At 29.3% G+C, this 13,821-nt stretch carries 13 protein-coding genes; all 13 read left to right on the top strand.

The window, feature by feature from the left end; all coding sequences use genetic code 11:
* The first annotated feature begins 8 nt into the window (after positions 1–8).
* Positions 9–695 (top strand): lytic transglycosylase domain-containing protein, encoded by a 687-nt coding sequence (locus CKL_RS16970; protein ID WP_012103809.1) that lies wholly within the window; start codon positions 9–11, stop codon positions 693–695.
* 203 nt (positions 696–898) lie between these two features.
* Entirely contained in the window at positions 899–1,615 is a 717-nt protein-coding gene (locus CKL_RS16965; protein WP_012103808.1) for a pseudouridine synthase, read from the top strand.
* A 384-nt stretch (positions 1,616–1,999) separates the two neighbouring features.
* Positions 2,000–2,302, top strand: a complete 303-nt coding sequence (locus CKL_RS16960; RefSeq protein WP_012103807.1) for a YerC/YecD family TrpR-related protein — start codon at positions 2,000–2,002, stop codon at positions 2,300–2,302.
* A 186-nt stretch (positions 2,303–2,488) separates the two neighbouring features.
* On the top strand, positions 2,489–4,726 hold the full coding sequence (pcrA, locus tag CKL_RS16955) for a DNA helicase PcrA (RefSeq protein ID WP_012103806.1): 2,238 nt from the start codon (positions 2,489–2,491) through the stop codon (positions 4,724–4,726).
* A 71-nt stretch (positions 4,727–4,797) separates the two neighbouring features.
* Entirely contained in the window at positions 4,798–4,980 is a 183-nt protein-coding gene (locus CKL_RS16950; RefSeq protein ID WP_012103805.1) for a DNA ligase LigA-related protein, read from the top strand.
* The gene (ligA, locus tag CKL_RS16945; protein ID WP_012103804.1) at positions 4,980–6,971 is read left to right on the top strand and encodes an NAD-dependent DNA ligase LigA; all 1,992 of its coding nucleotides are present in this window, start codon (positions 4,980–4,982) and stop codon (positions 6,969–6,971) included. The genes CKL_RS16950 and ligA overlap by 1 nt, the downstream gene beginning before the upstream one ends.
* A gap of 218 nt (positions 6,972–7,189) precedes the next feature.
* Positions 7,190–7,768, top strand: coding sequence for a TetR/AcrR family transcriptional regulator (locus tag CKL_RS16940; protein WP_012103803.1), 579 nt, complete (start codon positions 7,190–7,192; stop codon positions 7,766–7,768).
* A 229-nt stretch (positions 7,769–7,997) separates the two neighbouring features.
* Positions 7,998–8,336 (top strand): phasin family protein, encoded by a 339-nt coding sequence (locus CKL_RS16935; protein ID WP_012103802.1) that lies wholly within the window; start codon positions 7,998–8,000, stop codon positions 8,334–8,336.
* Positions 8,337–8,449: 113 nt separating this feature from the next.
* Entirely contained in the window at positions 8,450–10,138 is a 1,689-nt protein-coding gene (locus CKL_RS16930) for an ABC1 kinase family protein (protein ID WP_012103801.1), read from the top strand.
* 31 nt (positions 10,139–10,169) lie between these two features.
* Positions 10,170–10,892, top strand: a complete 723-nt coding sequence (locus CKL_RS16925; protein ID WP_012103800.1) for a putative ABC transporter permease — start codon at positions 10,170–10,172, stop codon at positions 10,890–10,892.
* Positions 10,843–11,376, top strand: coding sequence for an HD domain-containing protein (locus CKL_RS16920; RefSeq protein ID WP_012103799.1), 534 nt, complete (start codon positions 10,843–10,845; stop codon positions 11,374–11,376). The genes CKL_RS16925 and CKL_RS16920 overlap by 50 nt, the downstream gene beginning before the upstream one ends.
* Positions 11,377–11,417: 41 nt before the next feature.
* Positions 11,418–12,311, top strand: a complete 894-nt coding sequence (locus CKL_RS16915; RefSeq protein ID WP_012103798.1) for a YidC/Oxa1 family membrane protein insertase — start codon at positions 11,418–11,420, stop codon at positions 12,309–12,311.
* 63 nt (positions 12,312–12,374) lie between these two features.
* Positions 12,375–13,763, top strand: coding sequence for a radical SAM protein (locus CKL_RS16910; RefSeq protein WP_012103797.1), 1,389 nt, complete (start codon positions 12,375–12,377; stop codon positions 13,761–13,763).
* Positions 13,764–13,821 lie beyond the last annotated feature (58 nt).

Here is a 13,821-nt window from a genome sequence, read left to right as displayed (position 1 = left end):
GTGAGAAAATGAGTATAAATGTTACAAATAATAATCAGGATAAAACTTTACAGAAGGTATTACAGTTTCAGATGATGACCCAGATATTTGAGCAGGCCTTTGGAGATTCGGATTCCTTTCAGATTATGATGGAAAGTCTGTTAAAGGCGGCATCTGATAGTAATGGAAATATAGATATATCTAAGCTTGCTGCATTAGGAGAGGAAGATTTAAGCAAACTAGGATATGGGGGAGGACAGCGGCTGAATATTGCTTATAATAGTGTAAAAGATTATTTGAAAAGTGGTGTTTCAGATATAGATGAAGCAGTGGAAAAGGCATCTAAAAAGTATGGTGTGGATAAGGATTTGATAATGGCAGTTATAAAACAAGAATCTGATTTTAATCCAACAGCTACTTCTTCTGCGGGAGCTATGGGGCTTATGCAGCTTATGCCGGGAACGGCCAGTGAATTAGGAGTGACAGATGCTTATAATGTAGATCAAAATGTGGATGCGGGCACTGAGTATTTAAGGAATATGTTGAATATGTATGGAAATTCTAAAGAACTGGCCCTGGCTGCCTATAATGCTGGGCCTGGAACCTTGCAATATAAAGGGGTAAAAAATAGTTCGGATATTTCAAATTTATCTTATGAGACTAGAAATTATGTGCAAAAAGTTATGAATTACTATGGAAAATCAAGTAATTCCTAGATTTAGGTGAGGTCTACTTCTAAGATACCAATTTTATTCATCTGAACCTTATTAACAGCATTCTTAGTGCCTTTAGCACTTAGAATACGTTGTTATCCTTTAGGAAGGAACTTATCCAGGTGCGCAGCAGTGTTTATCTCCCATTTTGAAGAGGATGGGAGTATTAGCTGTTTTTAGTGTTCAGATGAAAAGGAGAGGATTTTGTGGATAGATTAGACAAGGTATTAGCAAATTTGGGATATGGGACTAGAAAAGAAGTAAAAGCTATAGTTAAAAGTGGAGCAGTAAAAATAGATGGTTTAGTGGTAAAAGATAACTCTATGAAGATAGATCCCGATGAGTGCAAAATAGAGGTAGAGGAAACTGTTGTGGAATATAAAAAGAACATATATATACTGATGAATAAACCTGAAGGAGTAGTATGTGCAACATTTGACAATTATCAGGAAACTGTTATAGATATTTTAGAACCTAAATATCAGGCATTTAAACCTTTCCCTGTAGGAAGACTGGATAAGGATACTAAGGGATTACTTCTTATTACCAATGATGGAGAGTTAAATCACAGATTGATATCTCCCAAAAATCATGTAGATAAAGTTTACTATGCAGAAATAGATAAGAAAGTAGATATGGACGACATTAGAAAATTTAAAATGGGTATAGTATTAAAAGATGAATATACTTGTATGCCGGCAGAACTAAAAATTATAGAATCTGATGAAAATGGTGCCAGGGTAGAGGTAACTGTTCAAGAGGGAAAATTCCATCAGATTAAAAGAATGTTTAATTCTTTGGGAAAAAATGTAATTTACCTAGAGAGAATAAAATTTGGACCCTTAAGTTTGGATGATAATCTTCAGGAAGGGGAATACAGAGAGTTATATGGGGAAGAGATTGAACTGTTAAAGAATATATGAATGTATTAAAATCATATTATAATATGTGCTGCAAGTTAAATATCATGCATTATATGTAAAATTAGTAAATTATAAGTGTATAGGCTTGATATTTTTGCTTTGCTTTATTATAATTAAAATATAGAAATAAATATAAAGGAATAATAGCCCCCTTTTTATTTATTACTAAACAGCCTATACCCCAAATGGGCTGTTTTTTATTTTTTAATTTTTATACTAATGAAAGAATAAATTTAATGTAATATATGATCAGAATATATTCTTTTAAGTAGGAAATCTGTATATATGAGGATATATCACAAAATTATTTATGATTTTATAGATTAATGTTTTAATACATGATAAAATTAAAGAAAAAATGTACATGAATAAGGAGTGGCGTTCATGGGAGATTATGAATCTAAGTTAAAAAGTAAGGCAATGGATTATCTGTGTGAGGCAGTATTGTCTCTAAAAACAAAGGAAGAGTGTTATAGATTTTTCGATGACATATGTACTATAAATGAAATAAAAGCATTAGAACAAAGACTTCAGGTAGCCAAGATGTTGAAGAACAAAAAAACATATTTAGATATCGCATCTGCAACTGGTGCAAGTACTGCCACTATAAGTAGAGTAAATAGATGCTTAAATTATGGAAGTGACGGATATAGAATTGTATTGGAGAGATTAAATAGTAATATTTAATTTTAAATGTGTTGATAAATGTCAGCACATTTTTTATGACCAAAGTTTAATTATATGATTAAATAATCATTAAAATGATATAATATTAAATATAATTTCACTTGTATGATTGATTTTTACATACTATAAACGGAACGTGAAAAAATTTTAATAATAAAAGTGTATATAAAACAGGAGTGGGTTTTTATGGATTTAAAGAATCTTTTAAATAAAGAGCAATATGAAGCGGTGACAACTGTAGAAGGTCCATTATTGATTTTAGCTGGAGCAGGTTCTGGCAAGACTAGAGTTTTAACTTATAGAATAGCTCATATGATTAAAGATTTAAATATATATCCCTCTAAAATATTGGCCATAACTTTTACAAATAAGGCTGCGGGAGAAATGAAAGATAGAATAAGAAAACTGGTAGGGGATGAAGTGGACAGCATGTGGGTATCCACATTTCATTCAAGCTGTGTGAGAATATTGAGAAGAGAAATAGATAAGCTTGGATACAATAGGAATTTCGCCATATATGACAGCTATGATCAAAAAGTACTCATAAAGCAGTGTATGAAGGAATTAAATATGGATGATAGTATAACTGATAAGGAAATAATAAATAGGATTAGTAGGCAAAAGGATAATCTTATATCACAAGATAGGTTCAAAAAGGAAAATGAAGGCAATTTTAGAATGAATAAAATAGCAGATGTATATGTAATGTATCAAAAGAAGCTTAAAGAAAACAATGCTTTAGATTTTGACGATCTTATATTTAAAACGGTACAGCTTTTTAAAGAACATCCAGATGTACTTGAATTTTATCAGAGAAAATTTAAATATATAATGGTAGATGAATATCAAGACACCAATAAGTCACAATATGAGTTTATAAGATTATTAGCCCAGGTAGAGAAAAATATATGCGTAGTAGGGGATGACGATCAGTGTATTTATGCATGGAGAGGTGCGGATGTAGAAAATATTTTAAATTTTGAGAATGATTATATAAATTCCAAGGTTATAAAGTTGGAACAAAACTATAGATCAAAAGCCAATATATTAAAGGCCGCTAATGATGTGATAAGTAATAATTTTCATAGAAAGCAGAAAGTACTTAAAACTGCAAATGACAGTGGGGATAAAATAAAATTATATAGAGCTACCACAGATATAGATGAAGGGAGATATATAGCATCCCGGATTAAGGAAATTTTAAATATAGATAAAGATAAACATTATAGGGATTTTGCAGTGCTTTATAGAAAAAATGTTCAATCCCGTATATTTGAAGATGTTTTTATGAAATCTAATATACCTTATAGAATTATTGGAGGATTGAAATTTTATGACAGAAAAGAAATAAAAGATATTTTGGCTTATTTGAAGTTTATAAATAATCCTTTAGATAATGTAAGTTTGAGAAGAATAATAAATGTACCTAAGAGAAATATCGGAGAGGCTACAATACAAAAAATACAAAGCTTTGCAGATTCTATGGATGAATCAATATACAATGCCCTTTTAGATATTGATAAAAGCATGAATTTGACACAAAGAAGTATTAATTCCATAAAAAAATTTGTGAGTCTTATAAATAGTTTTATAAAAAGCAGGGATAAAATTTCTGTATCTGAACTAATAAAAGAGATATTGAATACTACAGGGTATTTGGAAGAATTGAAACACTCAAAAGAGCCAGACAGTATAAGTAGGATAGAAAATCTTAAAGAATTGGTATCTGCAGCTGTGGAATTTGAAGTTACTTCGGAAGATACGTCTCTTTCTGCATTTTTAGAAAAGGTAACACTGGTTTCCGATATAGATAATTTTGATAATAATGCAGATTCAGTGGTACTTATGACAGTACATAGTGCAAAAGGTTTGGAATTTCCTGTAGTCTTCATGGTTGGAATGGAAAATGGAATATTTCCAGGAATACAGTCCTTAGATAATCCTAAGGAGATGGAAGAGTCAAGAAGACTTTGTTATGTGGGGATAACAAGGGCAAAAGAAAATGTTTATATGACATTTGCTGATACAAGAAGAGTATTTGGCAAGATGGTATCTTATAAACAGTCTGACTTTATAGATGAAATATCTGATGAATTAAAAGAATATGATAATTTCAGAAAATCAGATATTAATAATTTTGTAAATAGATCTTTAAGTAAAAATATATTTTCATATGGGAAAAAAGGAATCTTAAATAATATACCTCCTAAAAGAGAAAGTTTATCTGTAGATAATATTCCTCAAGGTAATTATTTAAAACCAGAAAATATAAAAGAAGGAATAAAAGTAAAACACAAAAAATTTGGAGTAGGTACTATTGTGAGTATATCCAAGAAGGATGAGGATATAAAGCTTACCATAGTTTTTGACAATATGGGAATAAAAAATTTAATGTACGGTGTAGTTCCACTGGAGGCGGTATAAAATATACAGAATGTATAGAACTTTAATTTAGTTCCTTTAAAGGATGATCAAGCTGAGAAGGGAGAGCATTTGTGGATATTAAAAATAAAGTGGAAGGATTGAGCAAACTAATAGAATATTACAATAAGGATGAATCAGAAATTACAGACCATGAATATGACAAGCTATCTCTTAAACTAAGAAAACTCGAAAAAGAGTATCCAGAATATGCACGTAAAGATTCACCTACACAAAAAGTAGGGGGTAGTATTTAGTGGATATTAAGAAGAGAATAGATGAGCTTAGAAAAATAATAGAATATCATAACGACAAATACTACAATCAGGATGATCCAGAAATAACTGATTATGAATATGATAAATTATACGTTGAATTAAGAAATTTAGAAAATAGTCATCCAGAGTATAAAATTCAGAGTTCACCAACTCAGAAGGTTGGCGGTACAGTAAAAAGGGAGTTAAGAAAAGTTAAACATGATATTCCTGTAGTAAGTTTGCAAGATGTATTTTCAAAAGAAGAAGTATATAGTTTTGTTGAAAAGATAACATCAGAAGTTACATACCCTAAATTTGTTGTAGAGAAAAAAATTGATGGATTAACAGTTGTATTGAGATATTATAATGGAGAACTTAAGGAAGCTATAACAAGGGGCGATGGCTCAATTGGGGAATCTGTGTTTGAAAATATTCTACAAGTAAAATCTATACCAAAACATATTCCAAGCAAGTTGAACTATTTAGAAATTCGCGGCGAGATATATATGACTAATGAAAATTTCATAAAAGTTAATGAGAAACAGGAAGAAATAGGGGGGAAGATATTTAAAAATCCGAGAAATTTAGCTGCTGGAACTATCAGGCAGTTAGATACCAGTATTGTGAAGGACAGAAATTTAGATATATTTATTTTTAATCTGGAGATTTCAGAGGGAAAGAAATTTGAGACACATTCAGAAACCTTAGAGTGGTTATCTAACCAAGGGTTTGATGTTAGTCCAAATTTTAAAATATGTGAAACTGCAGATGAGGTTTGGAACGCTATTTTAGATATTGAAGAAAGTAGATGGGATTTAGGGTACTCTATTGACGGAGCCGTAGTAAAGGTAGACAATTTAAATGACAGAATATCTTTGGGAATGACAAGCAAGGTTCCTAAATGGACAGTGGCATTTAAATATCCTCCAGAACAAAAGGAAACTGTCATTGAGGATATAATAGTTCAAGTAAGCCGTACAGGAAGGCTGAATCCACTTGCACTATTAAGGCCTGTTATATTAGCTAATACCACAATATCAAAGGCTACATTACATAATCAAGATTTCATAGATTCAAAGGATATTAGGATTGGAGATACTGTAATAATTCAAAAAGCTGGAGATATTATACCTGAAATAATAAGAAGTATTCCTGAAAAAAGACCCGATTGGGCTAAAAAATACATAATACCTGATGTGTGTCCTGTATGTAATTCAAAGACAATAAGGGAACCAGATGGCGTTGATACACGATGTAGTAATCCAGATTGTGAAGCGCAATCATTTAGGAAGATAGGATATTTTGTATCCAAGGATGCAATGAATATAGTTGGATTTGGTCAAAATACAGTAGAAGCCTTGATGAAAGATGGTTATATAAAGAAAATTTCAGATATATATATCCTTAAGAATTATAAAGATGCATTAATAGAAAAGGGTATAATAGGAAAAGAAAAATCAGTTAATAATCTTTTAAATGCAATAGAGTTATCTAAAGATAATGATATTGACAGATTAATTACAGGTCTTGGTATAAGGAATGTAGGTAAGCAATCGGCAAAAATATTAGCTGGCAATTTCAAAAGTATGGATGAGCTTGCTGGTGCAGCATATGAACAATTAATCGAACTGGAGGATTTTGGGCCAACAACAGTACCTGATATACTTGAATTTTTTAATAGTAATGCCTACATTGAACTTATTAAAAAGCTGAAAGAGGCAGGTGTAAATACTATATCTAAGACATTACAAAAAAAGATAGATAATAGATTTTTAGGTAAAACATTTGTAATAACGGGAACATTACCAACTATGAAGAGGGACGAAGCTGCTGAAATAATACAATCATTTGGTGGCAAGGTATCTGGAAGTGTTTCAAAAAGGACATCCTTTGTTTTGGCAGGAGAAGAAGCTGGAAGCAAGCTAACAAAGGCGCAACAATTAGGAATATCCATAATTACAGAAGAAGACTTAAAGGATATGATTAAATAAATTCAATATGGGTTTCAACTTGGATGCCAGATAGGCTTTTAAACAAAAGGTCAAGATGTTTGACCTTTTCCCCAAATCTATTTCCTTATGAATTAATATATGAAATTAAATTAGAAAATAAAAGATTGTGAAACATAATATTTGAAGAAATTGATTTATCAATCAAACATAGTTTATAATATGTTTAATAAACTAATATAAAGTGGGGGGATATAAGAATGACAAATGAAGTGGAAAATGTAAGTCAATCACAAAGGATACTTAATGCAGCATTTAACTGTATAGCTTTAAAGGGTTATGCAAATGTATCTTTAAGAGATATAGCAGACGAGGCAGGAGTAGTTTTGAGTCAGTTAAATTACTATTATAAGAATAAAGAGGGATTATTTACAGAAATAATTAAGGTTTTATCTAAAAAATATTTAACTGAAATAGAACAAGAATTAATAAAAGGTAATACTGCTGTAGAGAAGCTTACAAACATAATTAATTATTTTCGCAAGATATTAGCCGAGCAACCAGAGCTATTTAAAGTGCTTTATGATATAACTGGTATGGCTTTATGGTCTTCAACATTTATAACATTAGTTAAAAATTTGTATATAAATTTATCGGATATGATTGAGAAATATATTGTAAGGGACTATTTTGGAGAAAATAATAAAAAAAGATATTCTTTAGAGGCCTTGTCTAAAATGATTTTAGGAACATTAATTGGCACTGCCATTCAAAGTGTTCTTAATCCAGAAGAAAGTATGGATGAATCATTAAATGCAATAAAAATAATCTTTGAATAAAAAATTTATATAAATCGGTTTAGTAAAATTTAATGTTAAATTGAAATACTTTTTTAGTCAGTATCAACAGTGTTGACAAAGTAAAGATGGTGTGATAGAATTCTTTTAAATCAATCGTCCGAATTAATTTTGGAATAGAATAGTAAGGCAAAATAAGCAATTTATAAATTCAAAAAATAAATGAGTTTTTAATACGTAGATTTTAGTAAAATACTAAAAGGAGGCATTTATGGCCAATATATTTGAAAAATCAATTGATTTAGGAATAGGTACGCTTATATATTCAAGAGAAAAAATCGAAGAAATGGTTGATAAGCTTGTTAACAAAGGAGAAATAGCAAAAAAAGATGCACATCAATTTACCTATGATTTGGTAAAAAAAGGTGAGGAACAAAGGGCTCAGATAAAAAGTATTGTTAAAGATGAAGTTGCTGAAGTGTTAAACAGTATGAATATTGCCAGAAAAGAAGACATAGTTTCAAAAGATGAAATAAAGGATATTATAAAAGAACAACTAAAAATAGCATTTAATGATCTTAAGGCAATGGATGAGAATAAAGTTGAATAATGATCCAATTTTCCATTTAAAATTATTAATACGGACGTTTGATTTAGAAACACAATTTTAAAAAGTTTATTTAACAAAGACAATTATGCTATATGATTTGGGATTGATATTATATGAAAATAAACTCTAATAAAGCTGTTAAAAGGTATAAACAAATTGTAAACATTCTTCTGAAATATGGTTTTGGATTAATTATGGAAAAAATTGGAATATTAAAGCATCTAAATATAAAAAAAACCGCTTCAAATGATAAAATGGTCAATATTAAATTTTCTAGAGGTGAAAGACTAAGGTTAGCATTTGAAGAACTTGGACCTGTATTTATAAAATTAGGACAGTTTCTAAGTACCAGAGAAGACATTTTTCCAAAGGATATTATCGAAGAACTTAAAAAACTTCAAGATTCTGTGAAGCCTTTTTCTTTTTCAGATGTAAAACTAATGATTGAAACAGAATTTAATGAAAAGATTGAAAATATATATAAAGAATTTGATAAAAATCCTTTAGCTGCTGCATCTATATCTCAAGTGCATCGTGCCAGATTAAACTCCGGAAAAGACGTAGCTGTTAAGATTCAACGGCCTAAGATAGAGAAGGATATTTCTCTTGATTTGAAAATTTTAAAAGATATATCTAATTTCATTAATCACTATACAAAGTATGGTAAATTATATGACTTTAAAAGTATGGCCCTTGAATTTGAGAATAACATTAAAGGTGAACTTGATTTTATAAAAGAGGGTGAAAATACTGAAATATTTAGAAATAATTGTAAACAAGATAAAAGTATAAAGGCTCCAGAAATTAAGTGGATTTATACATCAAAGCGTGTACTTACGATGGAATACGTTGACGGTATAAAAATAGACAAATTTGATGAGTTAGATAAAGCTGGGCTAGATAAAAAAATGTTAGCTAAAAAGATTTCTGAATCAATATGTAATCAGATATTCCGGGATGGATTTTTCCATGGAGATCCCCACCCGGGAAATCTTCTTGTTTTATCAGATGGAAGGATAGTATTTTTAGATTTTGGCATTGTATGTAGACTGGGAGAAGAGAGAAAAAGGATAATGGCCGATTTCTTTGTGGGTATTGCCCTGAAAGATAAAAGAAAGATTATTAAATCATTTATTGATATGGGTACAGTTAGAAGCAGACAGAATTTTAAAAAATTTGAAATAGAGCTAGGAGAAATAATTGATAAATATATGACATTGTCTTGGAATGATATAAAAATTAGTGAAATTTTTCATGATATTTTTAGTATTGCATTCTTAAATGATATTAAATTACCTCATGAATTTGTATCAATTTCCAAGACATTCATATTACTTCAGGATTTATTAAAAAGACTAGCACCTGATTTGAATGGTTTTGTTATAGCTAAACCAATAGCAAAGAAAATGATTAAACAATCCTTTTTTGCAAAGCAGATCAGCTGTGATATAGGTAAAAGTCTTCTGGATTACAAGGAGGTATTAGTAGAATTACCATTGGTTGTATTAGATTTTCTAAGTAAAATGGAGGAAGACGATTTTATTCCCAAATTTGAAGTGAAAAATATTGATAATATTCAAAAAAAGTTTGACAGGAATATTAATAGAATTTCTTTCAGTATTGTATTACTTTCAGTAAGTATAATTATTGCAGGGATTATCATTGGTTCAGGATTAAGTTCAAAAAACGGAGCTGAAATGTATATTTTAAATATTATGGTACTTAAAATTGGACTAATCATTGCAGGAATTATCATTTTAGGACTGATCATATCTATGTTTAGGTCAAATGGATTTAAATAGTAAAAATAGAATAGAAGGAGGTTTCATTTTTATGATAGAATTCACTAATTTGTTTTTATATTTTGTAATTTATTCTTTTTTGGGATGGGTTCTTGAAACGGCTTTTGTGAGTATAAAGGAGAGAAAGCTTATTAACAGAGGTTTTCTGACAGCTTGTTTTTGTCCAATATATGGATTCGCAGCCATATTAATTATTAAATTCTCTTCATTAATAACTATGAACATGAAAAATTACTATTTATCCACATTTGTAAGTATTTTACTTTCAATTATTCTGGTTTCTGCATTGGAATATTTAACTGGATTTGTTCTGGAATTGATTTTTAATTGTAAATGGTGGGATTACAGTGATAACTTTGCAAATCTCCATGGCTATATTTGTTTGAAATATTCACTTCTTTGGGGATTACTTGGATTTATATTGATACAGGTAATACATCCTTTAATTTTACAGGAAGTTATTAATATTCCAGTTCAGATAAAATTATATTATTCTTTAATTTTAATTTCGTATTTTATAATGGATACAATTAAGTCAATAATTGATGCATTAGACTTGAAAAAAGTTATTTTCAATTATTCCAATTTTACTATAAATAAATATTATCAAAAAATATTAAAATATCAAAGAATATTTAGAGCATATCCTCGATTAATGATTTTAAATGCCGGCATAATAAATCGTGATATTAGGAGTATTTTAAATGATAGAATTGATAAAATCAAAATGGAACTTAAAAATAGACTACAGTAGTTATAACGAATACAAGGAAGTTGTTATTGATTTAGTAAATACCCCTGTTGTACGTTCAATGGAAAAGTTCATACAACATGGTGACATATCATGTCTTTCACATTGTGTTAATGTATCATATTACAGTTATATAATTTGTAAATTTTTAGGGTTTGACTATATGGCAGCCGCAAGAGGTGGACTGCTTCATGATTTCTTTCTATATGATTGGCATATTTCAAAACCGCAAAATGGAATGCATGGGTTTACCCATCCAGCTACAGCACTGAAAAATTCAAATAAATATTTTATTTTAAATGATATTGAAAATGATATTATAGAAAAACATATGTGGCCTTTAACCTTGGAATTACCAAAATATAAAGAAGCTTTCATAGTATCTTTTGTAGACAAATATTGTGCATTTATGGAATTGATTGGGTCAAAACATAGAGAAAAATTGAGCTGTATAAAAGAGTGCTTAATTGACTCGGATAATCCATAAAGTAAGTTTATTACAAAAGTTTAAGGAAGGAACTTATAACAATGATTGATTTTATAGCGTTCCCTATAGGACACCTTTTAAAATTTATATATGAACACATAGCATTTAATAATTACGGAGTTGCTATTATTGAGCTAACAGTTATTATTAAAACTTTATTACTACCATTATATATTAAACAGTATCATGCAGCATCAGGAATTAGTAACATTCAATATAAGGTGCAGGAAATTCAAAAAAAACATAAAAATAATAAGGAAAAACTAAATCAAGAAATAATGAAACTATATAAAGAAAATAATGTAAATCCTGCAAGTGGATGTTTGCCTTTATTATTTCAAATGCCAATACTTTTTTCTCTATATTATGTTGTGTCACAACCTTTAAAATACATGACTGGTAAATCTCCGGCGGCCATTCAGCAATTGTTTGAAATGATTCCACAAGGTTCAGATAGAATAACTAATATGCATGATTTAAGTATAATAAATTATTTTAGCAAACACCTTGATAAGTTATCAGATGTTAAAGGAATGCTAGAAAAAGATGATTTACTAAATATGAATTTTTTAGGGATGAATTTAGGTTCGGTGCCAAACTTGCATTTTAATCATATAGACACTAATAACTTGCTTATTTTACTAATTCCACTTTTAGCTGCAGCTACTACCTATATATCAACGAAGTATTCAACAAATCAAACAGTTTCACAAACAAGTGATAAGCAGATTGCAGATTCTATGCAGGGAAATATGAATTTGATTGCGTCAGTAGTAACAGGATTTATGGCTTTTACTTTACCAGCTGGCATGGGAATCTATTGGATAACAGGGAATATATATCAGATATTTCAACAAATGTTTATGAATAAGTTTGTAATAAAAAAATCTTTAAATAATAATAAAAAGGGTAAAAAAAGATTACGGTCAAATTGATTTTAATGTTTCAGTTAGTTTAATTGAAGATTAATATAAGCTATTGAGGAAAGGAAGATATTTATGAAACATAAATTTAATAATTTAGAAAAAAATACAAAGGAAATAGTTACTAATTCTATATTTCATTTGATAAATAAAGATCCAGAAAAAAATGTTAACAAATTATTTGGCATTATGAAAAAAGCAATTAAAAATGATGATACAAAAAACATAATTACAAAAATTGAAAAATACTATAATGAAAATCCATCAACAAGGGAATATGTTGAAGACATACTAAAAAATACAGACAAAAACTGCTTGAAAAAAATTTACTCTAATTTTTGGAGCAATGGAGTATGGTATGGAAAATCAAGAAGAAAAAAGGTTGGTGAAGAAAATGATACAAAAATTCCATTTGCCTTACTTATCAGTCCATCAATGAGATGTAATCTGAGATGTACTGGATGTTATGCTGCAAATTATTCTAAGAAAGACGATATTCCTAATAAAGATATAGATAGGCTCATAAGAGAGGCCAAAGATATGGGAATATACTATATAGTTGTTTTAGGGGGAGAAACATTCATTAATAAATATATGTTGGATATTTATAAGAAATATAATGACATGTATTTTATGCCTTTTACCAATGGTACATTGTTTGATGAAAAATTAGCTGATAAACTAGTTGATTTAGGCAATGTAATGCCGATGTTTTCGATTGAAGGATGGGAGAAAGAAACAGATAAAAGAAGAGGGAGTGGAGTTTTTAATTCAGTCATAAAAGCAATGGAGTTATTAAAAGAAAGAGGAATGCCCTTTGGTGCTTCAACAGCAGTATCTAATACCAATCTAGACGTTGTTACTTCAGATGAGTTTATAGAAATGTTGATTAAAAAGGGAGCTAGAATGCTTTGGTATTTCATATTTATGCCTGTTGGAGATAATCCAATAGAAACAATGGATTATATGCTTTCTCCAAAAGAAAGAATATATCTTGGAAGGAAAAACAGAAAAATTAGATCTACAAAGAAAATATTTACAATTGATTTTTTTAATGATGCTCCTTATGTTGGAGGCTGTATCTCGGGTAAATACTATTGTCATATTAATTCAAAACAAGATGTGGAACCTTGTATTTTTTCTCATTTTGCAACAACAAACGTAAAAGATAAACCTTTAATTGAAGCTTTCAAATCACCATATTTTAGGCTCTTAAGAAGTAGGCAGCCATACAATAAAAATTTGTTAATGCCATGTCCTATGATTGATAATCCCCAGGAAATTAGAAATATTGTAAAAGAAACGGGAGCGTATGCTACTCATTCCAGCGCAGAATTAATGGTTACAGATGAAAATTTTATGAATAAGTTGGATAAATTGGCGGAAGAATTTAAACCTGCTGCAGAACAAGCATTTGCAGAAGATTTTGATAATACTGGTAATTACCGCATGTCAAAGGGTTAGATGATATTTTTATCACATAATAATGTTACAATATTCAAATACTAATATTATTATAAAT

Source organism: Clostridium kluyveri DSM 555, assembly GCF_000016505.1.
Taxonomy (GTDB): domain Bacteria; phylum Bacillota; class Clostridia; order Clostridiales; family Clostridiaceae; genus Clostridium_B; species Clostridium_B kluyveri.
Note: the sequence above shows the minus strand (reverse complement) of the source record. Positions and strands in the feature narration are given on the sequence as shown.

Excerpts from the sequence above, each read along its gene's own strand:
- CKL_RS16970 (WP_012103809.1), top strand. The coding sequence starts at position 9 with ATGAGTATAAATGTTACAAATAATAATCAGGATAAAACTTTACAGAAG.
- CKL_RS16960 (WP_012103807.1), top strand. The coding sequence starts at position 2,000 with ATGGGAGATTATGAATCTAAGTTAAAAAGTAAGGCAATGGATTATCTG.
- pcrA (WP_012103806.1), top strand. The coding sequence starts at position 2,489 with ATGGATTTAAAGAATCTTTTAAATAAAGAGCAATATGAAGCGGTGACA.
- CKL_RS16940 (WP_012103803.1), top strand. The coding sequence starts at position 7,190 with ATGACAAATGAAGTGGAAAATGTAAGTCAATCACAAAGGATACTTAAT.
- CKL_RS16935 (WP_012103802.1), top strand. The coding sequence starts at position 7,998 with ATGGCCAATATATTTGAAAAATCAATTGATTTAGGAATAGGTACGCTT.
- CKL_RS16930 (WP_012103801.1), top strand. The coding sequence starts at position 8,450 with ATGAAAATAAACTCTAATAAAGCTGTTAAAAGGTATAAACAAATTGTA.
- CKL_RS16925 (WP_012103800.1), top strand. The coding sequence starts at position 10,170 with ATGATAGAATTCACTAATTTGTTTTTATATTTTGTAATTTATTCTTTT.
- CKL_RS16920 (WP_012103799.1), top strand. The coding sequence starts at position 10,843 with ATGATAGAATTGATAAAATCAAAATGGAACTTAAAAATAGACTACAGT.
- CKL_RS16915 (WP_012103798.1), top strand. The coding sequence starts at position 11,418 with ATGATTGATTTTATAGCGTTCCCTATAGGACACCTTTTAAAATTTATA.
- CKL_RS16910 (WP_012103797.1), top strand. The coding sequence starts at position 12,375 with ATGAAACATAAATTTAATAATTTAGAAAAAAATACAAAGGAAATAGTT.